At 71.0% G+C, this 16558-nt stretch carries 14 protein-coding genes and 2 tRNA genes; 10 read left to right on the forward strand and 6 right to left on the reverse strand.

Annotated elements, in window-relative coordinates:
* Positions 1–65: 65 nt before the first annotated feature.
* On the reverse strand, positions 66–1415 hold the full coding sequence (locus tag VIM26_RS06925) for a zinc-dependent metalloprotease (RefSeq protein WP_331949632.1): 1350 nt from the start codon (positions 1413–1415) through the stop codon (positions 66–68).
* Positions 1416–1563: 148 nt separating this feature from the next.
* Between VIM26_RS06925 and VIM26_RS06930 the strand changes: the two genes are divergently transcribed.
* Together VIM26_RS06930 and VIM26_RS06935 are read left to right on the forward strand one after the other, a co-directional pair.
* Complete coding sequence (locus VIM26_RS06930) at positions 1564–2655, forward strand: NAD-dependent epimerase/dehydratase family protein (protein WP_331949619.1); 1092 nt, start codon at positions 1564–1566, stop codon at positions 2653–2655.
* A gap of 7 nt (positions 2656–2662) precedes the next feature.
* Positions 2663–3805: a YlbL family protein gene (locus tag VIM26_RS06935; RefSeq protein WP_331949620.1), complete on the forward strand. Its 1143-nt coding sequence runs from the start codon at positions 2663–2665 to the stop codon at positions 3803–3805.
* A gap of 141 nt (positions 3806–3946) precedes the next feature.
* Here VIM26_RS06935 and VIM26_RS06940 read toward each other — a convergent pair whose 3' ends face one another.
* Positions 3947–4531, reverse strand: coding sequence for a PPA1309 family protein (locus VIM26_RS06940; RefSeq protein WP_331949621.1), 585 nt, complete (start codon positions 4529–4531; stop codon positions 3947–3949).
* Between the two features lie 113 nt (positions 4532–4644).
* Between VIM26_RS06940 and VIM26_RS06945 the strand changes: the two genes are divergently transcribed.
* From VIM26_RS06945 to VIM26_RS06965, 5 genes are all read left to right on the forward strand, one after another.
* Positions 4645–7614 (forward strand): UPF0182 family protein, encoded by a 2970-nt coding sequence (locus VIM26_RS06945; protein WP_331949622.1) that lies wholly within the window; start codon positions 4645–4647, stop codon positions 7612–7614.
* A gap of 79 nt (positions 7615–7693) precedes the next feature.
* A tRNA-Met gene (locus VIM26_RS06950) sits at positions 7694–7767 on the forward strand.
* 161 nt (positions 7768–7928) lie between these two features.
* Positions 7929–8002 (forward strand) — tRNA-Met (locus VIM26_RS06955).
* A gap of 281 nt (positions 8003–8283) precedes the next feature.
* Positions 8284–8931, forward strand: coding sequence for a hypothetical protein (locus tag VIM26_RS06960; protein WP_331949623.1), 648 nt, complete (start codon positions 8284–8286; stop codon positions 8929–8931).
* Positions 8932–8999: 68 nt separating this feature from the next.
* Positions 9000–9893, forward strand: coding sequence for a hypothetical protein (locus VIM26_RS06965; RefSeq protein WP_331949624.1), 894 nt, complete (start codon positions 9000–9002; stop codon positions 9891–9893).
* Here the strand turns inward: VIM26_RS06965 and VIM26_RS06970 are convergent.
* Positions 9876–10619: an HD domain-containing protein gene (locus VIM26_RS06970; RefSeq protein ID WP_331949625.1), complete on the reverse strand. Its 744-nt coding sequence runs from the start codon at positions 10617–10619 to the stop codon at positions 9876–9878. The two genes, VIM26_RS06965 and VIM26_RS06970, sit on opposite strands and share 18 nt — an antisense overlap.
* Between VIM26_RS06970 and VIM26_RS06975 the strand changes: the two genes are divergently transcribed.
* Complete coding sequence (locus VIM26_RS06975; protein WP_331949626.1) at positions 10549–11523, forward strand: GlxA family transcriptional regulator; 975 nt, start codon at positions 10549–10551, stop codon at positions 11521–11523. The genes VIM26_RS06970 and VIM26_RS06975 overlap by 71 nt on opposite strands.
* A 202-nt stretch (positions 11524–11725) precedes the next feature.
* Here the strand turns inward: VIM26_RS06975 and VIM26_RS06980 are convergent, their stop codons facing one another.
* Positions 11726–12394, reverse strand: a complete 669-nt coding sequence (locus tag VIM26_RS06980) for an alpha/beta hydrolase (protein ID WP_331949627.1) — start codon at positions 12392–12394, stop codon at positions 11726–11728.
* Between the two features lie 234 nt (positions 12395–12628).
* On the opposite strand from VIM26_RS06980, the gene VIM26_RS06985 reads away from it, so the two are divergent.
* Together VIM26_RS06985 and VIM26_RS06990 are read left to right on the forward strand one after the other, a co-directional pair.
* Positions 12629–13270: a TetR/AcrR family transcriptional regulator gene (locus tag VIM26_RS06985; protein ID WP_331949628.1), complete on the forward strand. Its 642-nt coding sequence runs from the start codon at positions 12629–12631 to the stop codon at positions 13268–13270.
* Positions 13267–14229, forward strand: coding sequence for a DMT family transporter (locus VIM26_RS06990; RefSeq protein ID WP_331949629.1), 963 nt, complete (start codon positions 13267–13269; stop codon positions 14227–14229). The genes VIM26_RS06985 and VIM26_RS06990 overlap by 4 nt, the downstream gene beginning before the upstream one ends.
* Positions 14230–14242: 13 nt before the next feature.
* Here the strand turns inward: VIM26_RS06990 and VIM26_RS06995 are convergent, their stop codons facing one another.
* Together VIM26_RS06995 and VIM26_RS07000 are read right to left on the reverse strand one after the other, a co-directional pair.
* The gene (locus tag VIM26_RS06995) at positions 14243–15775 is read right to left on the reverse strand and encodes an MFS transporter (protein ID WP_331949630.1); all 1533 of its coding nucleotides are present in this window, start codon (positions 15773–15775) and stop codon (positions 14243–14245) included.
* 2 nt (positions 15776–15777) lie between these two features.
* Positions 15778–16341, reverse strand: a complete 564-nt coding sequence (locus VIM26_RS07000; protein ID WP_331949631.1) for a PadR family transcriptional regulator — start codon at positions 16339–16341, stop codon at positions 15778–15780.
* Positions 16342–16558: the final 217 nt, after the last annotated feature.

Raw genomic sequence — 16558 nt, forward strand, 5'->3', positions numbered from 1 at the left:
TTGACGTCCTATAGGACGTCAACGCTCGGACGTTGCGGGGAGGTTCGGGGCTGGTCGGGTCCGCCTCAGGCCTTGTCGCCGTCGGGCGTCGGCTCGGCGCCCGGCTCGGCGCCCGGGTCCTCGCCCAGGATCTCCGCGAGCGCCCGATCGACGTCGGCCTCCTCGGTCGCAGCCGCCGTCCGCCGCGCCACGTAACCCGTCGGGTCGTCGAGGTCCGCGGTGGTCGGCAGCAGGTCGGGGTGGCCCCACACGGCGTCGCGCGAGGTGGTCCCGCCGGAGCGGGTGATCTCGGCCCAGAGCGTCGCGGCGTCGCGCGAGCGGCGCGGGCGCATCTCCAGGCCCACCAGGGTCGCGAACGTCTGCTCGGCCGGCCCGCCCGCGGCCCGTCGGCGCCGGATCATCTCGCGCAGCGGGATGGCGTGCGGCAGGTGGGGGAGGGTCGCGGCGGCGGTGATCTCGTCCACCCAGCCCTCCACCAGGGCGAGCGCGGTCTCCAGGCGCAGCAGGTTCGCCTGCTGCTCCGGGGTGGTGTGCGGTGCGAACACGCCGCCGGAGAGCGCGCCCTGAAGCGCCGCGGGGTCGGTCGGGTCGATCGAGCGGACGGCCTCCTCGAGCGAGTCGACGTCGATCGTGATGCCGCGCGCATAGGCGTCGACGATGCCGAGCAGGTGCCCGCGCAGCCAGGCGACGTGCGTGAACAGGCGCGCGTGAGCGGCCTCGCGGACGGCCAGGAACAGCCGCACCTCCTCGACGGGCGCGTCGAGGCCCTCCGCGAACGCGTCCACGTTGGTCGGCACGAGCACCGTGGTCGCCTCGCGCAGCAGGGGGAGCCCGATGTCCGTGGCGCCGAAGACCTCGCGGGAGAGCGTGCCGGCGGCCTGGCCGACCTGCATCCCGAACACCGCCGAGCCGAGCTGGCGCATGAGCTGCGCCGGGTCGACGACGCCGGGCTCGCCGCCGCCGGGGCCTTCGAGCAGCTGGCTGCCCAGCGCGTTGACCAGGGCGTCCGCGAGCGAGCCCGCGACGGGCTCGGCGAGGGCGCGCCAGGTCGGCAGCGTGTGCTCGACCCACTCCGAGCGGCTCCACGCCCGCGCGACCCCGCCCGCGGGCGGCAGGTCGGTGGCGGCGTCGAGCCAGAGCTCAGCCACCGAGAGCGCCTCGGTCGCGGTCCTGATCTGGCTCGGGGTCAGGGACGGGTCGCCCTCCGCGACGGCTGCCTGGCGGGCGACGTCGTGCGCGACGTCCCAGTTCACCGGGCCCTCGCCGGAGGCGGCGAGCATCTTCTGCACCTGGGCGAGGACCTGGCCGAGCATCGCGGGGTCGTTCGGCAGCCCGGCGGCGGCGGCCATGGTTGCGGGATCCATGCCGCGCTCGCGGAGCTCTTTCATCGCTTCGTCGGCGTCTGCACCAAACATTGAGCGCAGCAGTTCCTCCCACTGCGGGGGTTCCGCGTCGCCGGGGCCGTTCGGGGGGTCGATGCTCACTGGTCACTCCTGGGACAATGGCTAGCGCGGGTGCGACCACGGTAACCACATCGGGCGCCGCAGAAGGGTGCGCGAGGGCATGGCAGAACGTCGGGTTCGCTCACGGCGCAGCGCCGGCGAGGCTGTCGTGGGGGTGCCGGACGCGACGGAGCCCGCGGGCCTGGTCGTCGTCGGACGGGGGCCGGTCGCGGTCGCGATGCGCGCCTGGTTCTCGCGGCCCACGCCGCCGGACGGCACGACCTGGACCGTGCGCGAGGTCGAAGAGGTGCCCGAGCTCGACCCGCAGGCGTGCCTCGCCGCGGCCGACGTCGTGATCCTCGTGCTGCACGAGGCCGACTTCGCGGCCCACTCGGCGATGCCCGCCGTCGAGCGCCGCGCGAACCGGGTGGCCCACGTGCAGCGGGCCCTCGCGGCGGCACGCGCGGCCAGGGTCCGGCACGTCGTGGTGATCAGTTCGGCGATGGTCTACGGCGCCGGCCCCGGCCGGCCGGTGATCGCCGACGCCGACCCGCTGACCAGCACCGATGAGGGGCTCGTGGGCGATCTGCTCGCGATCGAGGACGTCGTGGCGAGCGTCCGGCGCCGCCGGAGCCCCCTGGTCACGGTGCTGCGGCCGGCCCCGCTGGTCGGGCAGGGCATCGACACGATGATCACGCGCCACTTCGAGGCGCCACGGCTGCTCACGGTGCGCGGCGTGGTGCGGGACTGGCAGTTCGCCCACGTCGACGACCTCGCCGCGGCGGCCGAGCACGTCGTCCGGCACCGGCTCGCGGGAGCGCTCACGGTCGGGGCCGAGGACGTGCTGAGCCCGACGCAGGTCGAGCTGGCATCGGGGCTTCGGCGCATCGAGCTGGCCGCGGTCACCGCGTTCGGCACGGCGGAGCGGCTGCACAAGGTGGGCGTGCTGCCCTCCCCGTCGAGCGAGCTCGCCTACACGGTCTACTCGTGGACGGTCGCGAGCGACCGGCTGCGCGCGTCCGGGTGGGAGGCTGCCTGGACCAGCGCGGCGTGCCTGGAGGTGCTGCTCGACGCCGGCAGCGGGCGGCTCGCGGTTGCCGGCCGCCGCGTCGGGGCAAGGGACGCCGCAGCCTTCGGGGCGGCGGGCGCAGCGGTCGCCTTCCTCAGCACCGCGGCGGTCTGGCGTCAGGCCCGGGCTCGACGTGGGAGATGATCGTCCGATGCCCGACCAGCTGACCGGCCCCGATACCGGCCCCGATACCGGACCCGACACCGGACCCGGCCGCGCGACGGCCGGCGAGCCGCTCGCGCCGCCGACCGCCCGTTCGATGACCCTGAGCATCTCCGCGCTCGTCGCGCTGCTGCTGTTCGCCGCGCTGGCGTTCGTGCCCGTGCCGTATGCGATCGGGTCACCTGGGCCGACGCAGGACACGCTCGGCAAGCAGGGCAAGACGCCGCTCATCGCGATCGCGGACAAGCGCACCTACAAGTCCACCGGCCAGCTGCGGCTGACGACCGTGTCGTTCGCGGGCGGGCCCGGGTACCCGGTCACGCTGCCGCTGGTGATCCGGGCGTGGTTCTCGCCGTCGCGCATCGTGAGCCCCGTCGAGACGGTGTTCCCGTCCGACCGCAGCCAGCACGAGCTCGATGTGGAGAACCACGCCGAGATGATCTCCTCGCAGGAAAACGCGACCGTTGCGGCCCTCGAGGAGCTCGGCTACACGGTGCCCGCCAAGCTGCGGGTCGCGGGGGCGGTCAAGGGCACCGGTGCGGCCGGGATCGTGCGCAAGGACGACGTCGTCGTGGCGCTCGACGGGAAGCCGGTCACGTCCTACACCGACCTCGTGAAGAACCTGGAGCGGATCAAGCCCGGCCAGAAGGTGTCGCTCGGCATCGAGCGCGACGGCGTCCGGCGCGACGTCAACGTCGTCACGGGCAAGCGCAAGGGCGGCGGGAGCCAGCTGGGGGTCCTCATCGACCCGAGCTTCACGCTGCCGGTGAAGGTCAAGATCCAGATCGAGGACATCGGCGGTCCCAGTGCGGGCAACATGTTCGCGCTCGGCATCATCGACAAGCTGACGCCGGCGGACGAGGCGAACGGCAAGGTCATCGCGGGCACCGGGACCATGGACGTGGACGGCACGGTCGGGCCGATCGGCGGTATCCGGCTCAAGCTCGCCGGGGCCGTCCGTGACGGCGCGACCTGGTTCATCGCCCCCGCGGGCAACTGCAACGAGGTGGTCGGGCACATCCCCGCGAAGCTGCACGTGGTGAAGGTCTCCAACCTGCACGAGTCGCGCGAGGCGATGATCGCGATCGGCGCCGGCAAGGGCAGCACCCTCCCCACCTGCACCGCAAGCTGACCCCCCCCGAGTTGTCAGCCCCAGCGCGGTCCCTGGTCCGCACAGCGTCTGACAAGTCGGGGTGCCTTGAACTTGTCAGGCTTGGCGCGGTCCCTGGCGCGCGCACCTGCTGACACGGCGGGGTGGGGGATCGGGCGGTGGTTAGCTGAGGGTGGCGCGGAGAGCCTCGAGGAGGCCCGGAACCAGGTCGGCACCCATCGCGACGGACGAGTCGTCGTCGTGCGCGCGGGTCCGGATCGCCGACCAGGACTCCCCGCTGCGCAGGGCGCCGACGGCGATCCGCACGTCCTGGCGGTCGGGGTGGCTCATCAGGTAGTCGAGGGCGGCGTCCTGATCGGTGGGCATCGCCTCCTCGGCGGCCGGCGGCAGGATCACGCGCTCGACCGTGATGGCCGCGCCGTCGACGCTGTCGGGCCAGGTGATCCCGCCGAGGAGCTCCTCGAGGTCGTCGGCGACCGGCAGGCCCTCCTGCTCGATCGAGGTGAGGTGGGTCGCGTCGCCCTCGGCCGCGGCCTGCACGTCCGCGGTCAGCTGGTCGGCGAGCTCGGGAGAGGCGGCGAGCGCGCGCGCGGTCCCGACCAGCGCGAACACGCGGACCGGGGCGTCCCAGCCCGCCGTGGAGACGTGCCGTTCGATCTCCCGCACGGCGTCGGCGAGGGACAGCTGGGTGCGGGGCAGCACCGGCGGCTCGGGCGGGTTCTCGGGCGAGGTCGACTCGGTGCTCATAGGGGCAATCGTCGCACCGCGATGTGGGAACCTGTGACCGTGCCGAGGCGTTCACCGGAAAGATCCGGTTACGCGCCGGGCTGCACCAGGCCGAGGACGAGGAACCCATAGCTGTGAGCTTTTCCGCACCGCCCCGCCGCCCCACCGGTCCACCACGCGCTCGCGGGCGCCGTGGTGCGCTCGGCCCCACGATCGTCGTGCTGGGGGTGCTCGTCGTCCTGCTGCTGATCCTCGCGCAGGTCTGGACCGAGGTCCTCTGGTTCGCCCAGACCGGTTACCTCGTGGTCCTGAGGACCGAGTGGTTCACTCGCACGCTGCTGTTCATCGCGGGCTTCGCGATCATGGGAGGCGGTGTGGCGACCTGCCTGAGCGTGGCCTACCGCTCGCGCCCGGTGTACGCACCGACCAGCGGGGAGCAGGCGAGCCTCGACCAGTACCGCGAGGCCGTCGAGCCCCTGCGCAAGCTCGTGATGATCGCCGGGCCGGCCCTGCTCGGGCTGTTCGCCGGCGCCGCCGCCTCACAGCAGTGGACGACGATCCAGCTGTGGATGCACTCGGTGCCGTTCGGCAAGAAGGACCCGCAGTTCGGCCTCGACCTGTCCTTCTTCATCTTCGACCTGCCCGGATTCCGGTTCGTGGTCTCGTTCCTGATGGCGGTCGTGTTCCTGTCGGCGCTCGCCGCGCTGGCGACCCAGTACCTGTACGGCGGCATCCGGCTGGGCGGGCAGGGCCCGCGGACCACCCGGGCGGCCCGCATCCAGTTCGCCGTGATCGCGGCCTCGTTCCTGCTGCTGATCGCGGCGAACTACTGGCTCGACCGGTACTCGCTGCTGACCAAGGCGGGAGAGAAGTTCGAGGGCGCCTCCTACGCGGACGTGAACGCGGTGATCCCGGCCAAGGGGATCCTCGCGGGCATCGCGGTCTTCGTCGCGCTGATGTTCCTTGCGACCGCGGTCCGCGGCAACTGGCGGATCCCGGCGATCGGCGTCGGGCTCATGGTGGTCGCCGCGATCGCGATCGGCGGCATCTACCCCGCCGTCGTGCAGCGCTTCCAGGTGGTGCCCAACGCGCAGGAATTCGAGGCCAAGTTCATCCAGCGCAACATCAACGCGACGAAGGCGGCCTTCGGCCTGGACCACGTCGAGATCACCCCGTACTCCGCCTCGACCGACGCCACCGCCGGTGCGCTGCGCAAGGACGCCGAGACGGCCGCCAGCATCCGCCTGCTCGACCCGGCGATCGTGAGCCCGTCGTTCCGGCAGCTGCAGCAGAACAAGCAGTACTACAACTTCGCTGACACCCTCTCGGTCGACCGGTACACGATCGGTGGCAAGAAGCGGGACACCGTGATCGCGGTCCGCGAGCTCAACCTCGGCGGGCTCGGCGTGGGCGCGCGCACCTGGGTGAACGACCACACGGTGTACACGCACGGCTTCGGCGTCGTCTCGGCGTTCGGCAACACGACCAGCCGTGACGGCCAGCCCGCGTTCTTCGAGGGCGGCATCCCGTCCAAGGGCGAGCTCGGCGACTATCAGCCGCGCATCTACTTCGGCCAGAACTCCCCGACGTACTCGATCGTCGGGGCTCCCAAGGCCAAGCCGGAGTGGGAGCTGGACTACCCGGACGACGCCTCGGGCGGGCAGAAGAACACCTCGTTCCCGACCGACAAGATCAAGGCCGGGCCGAGCGTCGGGAACGCGTGGAACAAGCTGCTCTACGCGCTGAAGTTCGGCGACGAGGAAATGCTGTTCTCCGACCGCGTCACGTCCGAGTCGCAGATCCTCTACGACCGCGACCCGCGCGACCGGGTGGCGAAGGTCGCCCCGTACCTGACGCTCGACGGGCGGGTCTACCCCGCCGTCGTCAACAAGAAGGTCGTCTGGATGGTGGACGGCTACACGACGTCGGACGGCTACCCGTACTCGGCGACGGAGCCGCTCGAGGACGCCACCGCCGACTCGATCACCCAGCGTTCCTCCACGATCGCCTCGCTCGCCCCGCAGCAGGCGAACTACATCCGCAACTCGGTCAAGGCCACCGTCGACGCGTACACCGGCAAGGTCACGCTGTATGCGTGGGACGCCAAGGACCCGGTGCTCAAGGCCTGGCAGAAGATCTTCCCGGGGACGCTCAAGCCGATCTCCGCCATCAGCGGCGACCTGATGAGCCACATCCGGTACCCGGAGGACCTGTTCAAGGTCCAGCGTGCCCTGCTCGCGGACTACCACGTCAGCAACGCCGGCGACTTCTACACCAACCAGGACTTCTGGTCCTCGCCGAACGACCCGACGCAGAACGCCGCGATCGCCCAGCCGCCGTACTACCTGACGATGCAGATGCCCGGGCAGGGCTCTCCGGCGTTCTCTCTCACGTCGACCTACATCCCGGCGGGCGGTTCGCGGAACGTGCTCACCGGCTTCCTCGCGGCCGACGCCGAGGCGGGCAGTACCGCCGGGAAACCCGCGGCCGAATACGGAAAGCTGCGACTGCTCGAGCTGCCCCGGAACTCGACCGTGCCCGGGCCCGGTCAGGTGCAGAACAACTTCGACGCGAACCCGGACGTCTCCACGACGCTCAATCTGCTTGCGCAGGGGTCCTCGACGGTGCTGCACGGGAACCTGCTGACCCTGCCGGTCGGTGGCGGGCTGCTGTACGTGCAGCCGGTGTACGTGCAGTCGTCGTCGGGCACGCAGATCCCGCTGCTGCAGAAGGTGCTGGTCGCGTTCGGTGACTCGATCGGCTTCGCGGACACCCTCGGCGAGGCGCTGGACCAGGTGTTCGGCGGCAACTCCGGGGTGGACGTCGGAGGCTCGACCGCCCAAGGCCCGGTAGCGGGCGGCACCGGCGGGTCGGATTCCGGCACGACCGGTCCGACGGCGACGCCGACCACGGGCAGCACGACCGCCCCGGTCGCCGGCGCGCAGGGTCGACTCACCGCGGCGCTCAACGACGCGAACGCGGCGATCAAGGAGGGGCAGGCGGCTCTCGCAGCCAACGACTTCGCCGCGTACGGCAAGGCCCAGGAGAAGCTGCAGACGGCGCTCCAGGCGGCCATCAAGGCCGACGCCGAGCTCGGGAAGTAGCTGGTCCGAGAGTGTGACGCAGCCGGGCCGACCTCGATTTGGCAGGTCGGCCCGGGTGCTTTAGAGTTTCATTCAGCGACGCGGGGTGGAGCAGCTCGGTAGCTCGCTGGGCTCATAACCCAGAGGTCGTAGGTTCAAATCCTACCCCCGCTACTTGTAAGACAGCAGGTCAGAGGCCCTTTCACTTTTCGGAGCGAGGGGCATCTTCCTTGTGGTTACCTCAGGTGTCCGCCGAGTTTCGGTGGAGATCTGAAAACGAATGAAGGTCGGTGTCGCGCGGGTTGGTTCGCGTGACATAGGGTTTCATTCACCGGCGCGGGGTGGAGCAGCTCGGTAGCTCGCTGGGCTCATAACCCAGAGGTCGTAGGTTCAAATCCTACCCCCGCTACTTATAAGACAGCAGGTCAGAGGCCCTTTCTCCCTTCGGGGAGGGAGGGTCTCTTTCGTGCGTGGTCCGGTGGTCGCGGCATGCACGTGTGCCCCGGTCAACGCCCGCTCCGGCTGCCCCGCACCGTCGCCGCGCGGAACACCTCGAACCGGTCGATACTGCTCAAATCGGGCAAAACGTCCAACGGTCGGCTCGAGCCTTCGGCGGACAGTGAAGCGGCCGGTTGATCCGCGCAACGATGGCAACGCATTCCCCGGACGGCCGTCAACAAGGGAGTTGACATGATCGATCCTCGACAGGGGCGCCGGCTGCGATTGGGCACGCTGACTTCTGTGCTGCTCGGCCTGGCGTTGGCGTCGGTTGCCCTGGCCGGCACCGCGTACGCCTCCGGTTCGCTGATCCACCCGGTCTCGGGGGCAACCACCCCGGCCTGGACCAACGGCGAGACCGTGACGGTCCAGTATCCGCAGAACTTCTTCTGCGACACGAGCGTCCAGGCGTCCACTCCGAGCGGTTGCGAGGTAGGCCAGGATTCGAACACGGGACCCGTCGCGAACGCCGATCGGTCCGTGCTGTACGTCCTGGTGCCCCTGTTCGCCAATCCCGTGCCGGCACCGATGTGTGCGGTGGCGAGCTGCCCGAACCACCCGCTGGACATCGACCTGTCCCGGATCGCAGGCGCGCTGGGCGTGAGCCCTGACGCCGTCTCCTCGGTTCCGCTGCCCGCCCACAGCCACATCCTGGACGGACCTGCGGGCGGTTGGTGGGACACCAAGGTCGTCGCGGTGACCACCCAGGCGGCATGGGCCGAACTCGCCGCCGGTAAGTCCGACGCAGCGATGGACGCGCTCATCAACACCCCGAACAGCGGAGTCTCCGGGGAGATCCCCACGAACCTCTACCTGTTCTTCAACGTCGTCGGACGCTGATCTCCGAATCGCAGGGGAGCCGGCCTCGGCCGGCTCCCCTGCGATGACGAGCCGACCAAGGAGCTCACGTGACCGCACCTCTCGTCCCCTCTATTGCCGCCAGCTCGAGAGCACGCTCGAGCGGATCGGTCCGGCGCCGGGCCCGCGCGGCCCTCGTGTTCGCGGTCGTCGGCCTGGCGCTCATCACAGTCAGCGCCCTCCTGCCCTGGGTGACCCTGTTCCACGGCCTGCAACCGATCCGAGGCTTCCGGCTCGACGGCGGCGATCTGGCCGGGTTCGCGGTGGCCAGCGTCGCGCTGGCGGCCGTGGCCGCACGGCATGGTGGGGGGAGGATCCTGCGCCCCCTCGCTGTCACCGGCGCGATCGTCGTGATGGCCGGCTCGCTGAACAGTGCGCGCCTGATCGCGGCGTACGTCGCCGATCCCGGCCCGACCGGGGCTCTGGTCGGGCCGGTCGCCGGGTTCGGTCCGCTGGTGATGGCAGCGGGCGGCCTTACTCTGCTGGCCGCGTCACTGGTCGGACCGGCGCACGACGGGCGGATGCGGCACGGCCTGCCGATCCGCGTGGTCATGGCCGCGGCAACCTTTGTCGCGGCCTGGATGCACTTCGTGCTGACGCCGGAACACCTGGGTCAGTCCACCCTGCTCGGGCTCGGGTTCCTGGCCGCGGGGATCGTCCAGCTCGTGCTTTGCGTCGTCGTCGTCGAGCGCCCGGGCAGTGCAGCCCTGTCGGTACTGGTGATGGTCAACGTCGCACTGCTGGTGATCTGGGCGTACGCCGTCCTGGTCGGGCTGCCCATCGGCGGCGAGGGGCAGCACGCCGCCTCTGGGCTCGTGGTCGGCTCGGGGGAGCCGATCGACCTCGCGGCGGCGATCACCAAGGTCGCCGAGCTGGTCAGTCTGTCGATCGCCCTGGTGCTGATGCGCGCCCTGCCGCCGAAGCCGCTACTCGGCCCAGGGTGAGTTCTGGATGATGTCCACGAAATCGGTCCGGCGGAAGCCGGGGGAGAAGTGGGCGAGGACATCCGCGTTGACGTTCCCGAACGTGGTGTCCGGGCGCGACTTGTTGCCCTCGGTGAAGGCGGCCAGGATCTGGCGCTTGAAGTCGGGGCGCGGGTGGGCGTCGGTGACGGCCGTGATGTCGGCGGGGCTCAGCGCCGCGTAATCGATCCCGAGCACGTCGGTCTCGACGCCCGCGGTGACGAGCGCGATCTCCGCGCCGAGCAGTTCGGGGGTGCCCGGCGTGGTGTGCAGCGCGACCGCCGTCCAGACGTTCGTGGCCGTCGCCTCGGGCAGGCCGTAACTCAGCAGGAACGCCTTCGCGACGTTCGCGCTGTCGACCTCGAACCGCTGGTGGAGGGTCCCGTAGGCCGGGGTCAGCCCCAGGTTGTGGAAGAGGGCTCCCACATAGAGCAGCTCAAGATCGGGGTCGAGTCCGCGGCGGCGTCCTTGCAGCGCGCCGAACAGGAATACCCGGCGTGAGTGGTGGTAGAGGAGATCGTTCTCCGTCGCTCGGTGGTTGCCCCGTTCGGTGCTTCCTGCTTTCGATGGTCGTCTCGATCGAAACGTGCCGCCACGGTTGTTCGGACAAACAACCCCCAAGATCGGACAGCCCGAGATGGCCCACTCCGTCGAGCCGCGCCGGATCGGCGTGTACGTGTTCGACGGCGTCCAGCTGCTCGACGTCACAGGTCCGGTCGAGGACTTTCACGCGGCGAACAGTCTCGGCGCCGACTACGACGTGCGGCTGTATTCGCCGACCGGTGAACCCGTGACGTCGTCGGCCGGGGTCGGCCTTGCAGTCTCGGGGGCGACGTCCGACTCCCCGGCGTTGGACACCCTCGTGGTCTCCGGGTCGGAGCTCCTGCCGGTCGATCCGTCGACCGTCGACCTGCTGCTTCCCACGCTGCGGCCGCTCGCGGCCCGATCGAGGCGCCTGGCCTCGGTGTGCACCGGGGCGTTCTTGCTGGCCGCGGGCGGCTACCTCGACGGGAAGCCGGCCACCACCCACTGGCGCCACGCCGACCGGCTCCGCGCCGCGCACCCCCTCATCGACGTCCGCGCCGACGCGATCTTCGTTCGGAGCGGGAGCACGTTCACCAGCGCGGGCGTCACCGCGGGCATTGACCTGTCGCTGGCCCTCGTCGAGGACGACCACGGCCCGGACGTCGCCCGGTCCGTGGCGCGCGAACTGGTGGTTTTCATGCAGCGGCCCGGCGGCCAGTCCCAGTTCTCGGTGCCGAACAGTCTCCCGGTCAGCGCGGTTCCCGCCATGCGTGACATCGCAGCACGCATCAATGCGGATCCCGCGGCCGACCACAGCGTGACGGTGCTCGCACGCCGCGCGTCGATGAGCCCGAGAAACTTCAGCCGCCGGTTCCACGGAGAGTTCACGGTCACTCCCGGGCACTACGTCGAGCGGGTGCGGCTCGAGGCCGCACGCAACTACCTGGAGACGGGTAGCTCCGTGACCGACGCCGCAGCCAAGAGCGGGCTCGGCAGCGACGAGACACTTCGTCGAGTGTTCGGCAGGGCCTACGGGGTCTCTCCCTCGGCGTACCAGAAGCGCTTCAGGACGACGCGGCTGCCCTAGATCGACACGCTGGTCGATGCGCTGGCGGCCGGGCACCCCGCCGGCGGCCGCTAGAAGCGCCGTCTCGGCGCTAATGATTAGCCCGTGATCGTCGCATCGCGTAGAACTAGACGAGTTCGATGCCGAGCGCAAGCGCCCGGGGAGGGTGCCGCCTCGCCGGACGGGTCGGTGAGGCGGCGGTCACGGCGCATGCCTCGGCGGATCAGACGCTCAGCAGGTACTTCACGAGGCTCAACGGTTGCGCCAACGCGATCAGATGCCCGCCGGGCAGCGCGTCCGCCTCGACGCCGAGCCGATCCCGGGCCACGGCCCGCTGGAACTCGACCGGGAAGAACCTGTCCTCCGCGCCGGCCACGACCCGCGTCGGGACGGCCGGCCAGGCGTTGATGGTGCAGACCGACCCGAAGACGACGTCGGCCTCGGGGCGCTGATGCGGCTCGCCGGCGGCGATGACGTCGGGCGGGACGTCGTGCAGGAAGTAGACGGCCGGGTCGAACTCCTGGTCGTAGCCGCCCTGGTGCGCCGCGGCCTCGCGCGCTTGGAGCCATCTGGTGTTGTCCCACCACGCGCCGGGCGTCTCCCCGGGCGAGGGGATCATCGCGTTGACCAGGACGAGAGCGCGCACCCCGACCGTCGTCGCGACGAGCGGTGCGGTGAACCCGCCCAGCGACTGCGCGACGAGCACGACGCCGGTGCGGTCGCCGATCGCGTTGACGACCGTGCGGGTGTACTCGGGCAGGCCGGCCAGCTCGTCGTCGCCGGGCAGGTCCACGGCGATCGCCTCGTGCCCCGCGTCCTCGAGCAGCGGGACGACGCGATGCCAGTACCAGGCGGCGCCCCCGGAGCCCGGGATCAGGACGAACGTGGTCACTGTGCCCTCCGCTCAGTCCTGCCGCATGCGGGACACCCCAGTCTGGATCGGGCCCGAGCTGCCCGCGAGAGATCACCAACGACGGGTCTACGTGCGATTCAGTTCGATGGACGACGTCCCTTCAATAACGTCCGAGCGTTGACGTCCTATAGGACGTCAACGCTCGGACGTTACGACGGGTGTGATGTGGTGGGTAGACTGACCTACCTAGTCGATCATGAAGGAGGCTCGCCGATGTCGGAACGTGCACGGGGAGGGGCCGCGGGGCAGAGCTCGGCGGCGCCCGAGGTCCGCGGGTCGGCCCGGGACCGCCTGCTGGCGGCGGCGGCGGAGTGCTTCTATGACCGCGGCGTGAACGGCACCGGGATCGACACCATCACCGCCGCGGCGGGCGTGGCGAAGATGAGCCTGTACAACAACTTCGCCTCGAAGGACGCCCTGGTGCTGGCCTACCTCGAGGCACGGCACGAGGAGTGGTTGGACCTCTACCGCCGCCGGCTGACGACGGCGACCGATGCTCGCCAGCGGATCGGCGCGGTCGTCGACGCGTACGTCGACCACGCCGAGCTGGCCTACCGGAACGGGTTCCGCGGCTGCGGGTTGCTCAACGCGGCGTCCGAGCTCCCCGCCGGTGCGCCCGGGCGCCAGCTGGTGCGCCGGCACAAGGAGGACGTCGAGGCGCTGCTGGCCGCCCATCTCGGGGAGCTGGACGGCCTGCCGGCCGTTCGGGCCGCCGACCTGGCCGAGCAGCTGTCGTACCTGCTCGAGGGTGCGATGGCCCGGGCTGGGCTGGACGGCGACTCCCGCCGGCTGCACCGAGCTCGCGAGCTGGCCCTGCACCTGGTGGACTCCGCGGTCGCCGTGGCCCCGCGGTGAGTCGCGCAGCGACGTACGGCAGCGGGTGGGTGCTGGCCGCGGCGGTGCTGTGGGGCACGACCGGAACGGCGGCGGCGCTGGCGCCGGAGGTCGGGTCGCTCGCAGTCGGGGCGGCGTCGATGGGCCTCGGCGGCCTGCTCCAGGCGGCCGCCGCGCTGCGCGTGCTGCGCACCCACCGCGCCGGCCTGGTCGCGCAGTGGCGAACGCTCGCGTTGGCCGCGGCGGCGGTCGCGGTGTACCCGCTGGCCTTCTACTCCTCGATGCGGCTGGCCGGGGTCGCGGTGGGCACGGTCGTCTCGATCGGCTCCGCACCCGTCGCGGCGGCCCTCATCGAACGTGTGGTGGACCGCCAACCGCTGTCCCGCCGGTGGGTCCTCGGCGCCGCCTTCGCCGTGCTCGGGGTCCTGGCGCTGGCGGTCGCCCGGACCGGTGAGGCGGCGCCCGCGGCCGGCGCGAGCGGCAAACATCCGGTGCTTGGCATCGCGCTCGGCCTGCTGGCCGGGCTGACCTACGCGCTCTACTCGTGGGGCGCCGCGCGGATGATGCGCCGCGGACTTCCCGCCCGCCCGGTCATGGGAGCGACCTTCGGGCTCGGCGGCGTCCTGCTGATGCCGGTCCTCCTGCTCACCGGCGCCCCCATCGTCGAGTCGGGTCGCAACCTGGCGATCGTGGCCTACCTGGCGGTCGTGCCGATGTTCGTCGGCTACGTCCTGTTCGGACGCGGGCTGGCCGTTGTCTCGGCGTCCACCGCCACCACGTTGTCCCTGCTCGAGCCCGCGGTCGCCGCGGTGATCGCCGTCGTCGTCCTGCACGACGGGCTCCCCGCCCTGGGCTGGGTGGGCATGGGGATCCTGCTCGCCAGCCTGGTGCTGCTGACGGGGGACTCGCGGCGGCAGAGCCCGGACAAGGCGAGCACTCTGCGGCCGGTGCCGGCACGCGCGGCCGAGCCTGTCCCATGATTCAGACGCAGCGCTAAAGCTCCCGGGACGCACGCTCCGACGCGTCCCGCTCGGTCGTGACCGGCGCGGCCGGCGGTCCGGGCGTCACGCGCTTGGGCAGTACGAACACCAGAGCGAATGCGACAACGGCGAACGCTGCGCTCACCCCGAGCGCGGATGCGGCGCTGTGCGTGAACGCGGTGGCGAGGTCGCCCGCCGTCGGGCGCCCCGTGGTGGGGATCGAGAGCGTGCCGAAGAACACGCTGCCGATGATCGCGATGCCGATCGCCGTGCCGAGGCGCTGCATGGTGGCGATGACCCCGCTCGCCGCCCCCGCCTCCTGGCGATCGACCGTCGCGATGATGAACTGCGCGTTGGGCGCGATGAACAGGCCGCTGCCGGTGCCGGCGACGAGGAGCGGCCCGAGCAGCACCCAGTTCGTCAGGTTGGCGGGGGACACCCGCAGGAGCACGAGCCACAGGGCGATGAGCCCGACGGCGACCATTCCCGCCCCGATCACCAGCACGGTCCGCCCGATGCTGGCGGCAAGCTTGCCGCTCTGCGACGCGCCGACGATGCTGCCGATCGCGAACGGGATGGAGACGATGCCGGACTCGAGCGGCGTGTGCCCGAGGCCCGCCTGCCACAGGATCGAGATCGTGAAGAAGATGCTCACGAACGCGGCGAAGTAGACCAGGGCGAGGATCACGCCGCCGGTGAACGCTGGGTGGGTGAAGAGGCGCGGCGGGACGAGTGGGCTCTTGCCACGCTTGGCCACCGCGACCTCCCACGCACCGAACAGCACGATCAGCAGCACACCGCCGGCCATCGACAGGAACGTCCACAGCGGCCAGCCCTGGTCCTGACCCTCGATCAGCGGGACGAGGATGGCGACCAGGCCGCCGGAGAGCAGGACGAGTCCGATGGTGTCGACGCCGCCCGACGTGCCCTTGCCCGCGGAGCCGGCGGGCAGCAGCAGGATCGCGGCGACCAGGGCGATGACGCCGATGGGCAGGTTGACGAAGAAGACCAGCCGCCACCCGTCGGCCGCGGCGGACGCCTGGATCAGGAGCCCGCCGACGAGCGGGCCGAGCGCCGAGGCGACGCCGATGACGGCTCCCATGATCGCGAACGCCTTGCCGCGGGCCCGGCCGGTGAACAGCAGCTGGATGTACGCCGTGACGGCGGGCAGGTAGATGCCGCCGGCGAGTCCCTGGGCGACGCGCGCGACGATGAGCTGACCATCCCCCTGCGCGAGACCGCAGGCGAGGCTCGCCAGGGTGAACAGCGCGAGCCCGCTGACGAACACCCACTTGTGCCCGTACCGGTCTCCGAGGCGCCCCGCCGGGATCAGCGCGAGGCCGAACGCGAGTGCGTACCCGGAGATGATCCACGACAGCGTCGCCTCGGACGCGTTGAGGCTGGTGCGGATCGACGGCAGCGCGACGTTGACGATCGTGGCGTCGAGCAGGGACATGAACATGCCGATCAGCAGCACGCTCAGCGCCCGCCAGGCGATGCGGGAGGGCGCGTCGGTCGACGTCGGCAGGGTGGGGGACTTGGGCATTGTCAGGAGCCTCTTCTGGACGTTTCGTCCTGCATGATCTGGGGGAGGGCGTCGATCACCGAGTCGAGCCAGTCGAGCTCGGCCTGCAGCCGGAACCGCTGGTGCGTCATGGTGTGCGTCTCGGCGACCGTGAGGAACGGCGCGGCGTGCTGGGAGCTCACCTGCTGCTCGGCCAGTGCGTCCTCGATCGACTGCCGGCGGCGGGCGAGCACCTGGGGGAGCTGGTCCAGCGTGCCCGGATCGAGTCGGGTCAGGGCGAGGTCGAACGGATCCGGCCGCAGCGCGAACTCGTCGAGCGTGTCGTGCAGCATCGTACGGAGCGAGGCGCTGCCCGCCGGGGTGAGGTCGTAGACCTGGCGTTCGGGTCGGTTGCCCTCGCGCTCGACGCGCACCTCGGTGATCAGGCCCTCCGCGGCGAGACGCTTGATCGCGCCGTAGATGCCCCCGACCGTGAAGTCGGTCCACAGATGAATGTGCTCCTGCTCGGCGAGCAGCCGCAGCTGATGTCCGTGCATCTCCCCGCGCTCGGCGAGCGAGCCGAGGATGAAGACGCGGATGGAGGACACTCGATTAGTCTCGCATGACTAATCACGCACAATCACGGCTCTCCTGACCGACCCGTGGGTCGTTTTCGGCCGGGGGGACGGTTAGTGGCCGAGCTACCAGGTGCTGTCTTGGCAGCCGTGGTGATCGCTCGGCTCGACGCAGGGTCAGGCGGACTGTGGCGCGTCAGATCCCGGATCGCGGCCCAACGGCGAGCTCGCGGGTGGCCGGGTGACCTCG

The organism is Pengzhenrongella sp., from assembly GCF_036565025.1.
Classification (GTDB): Bacteria; Actinomycetota; Actinomycetes; order Actinomycetales; family Cellulomonadaceae; genus Pengzhenrongella.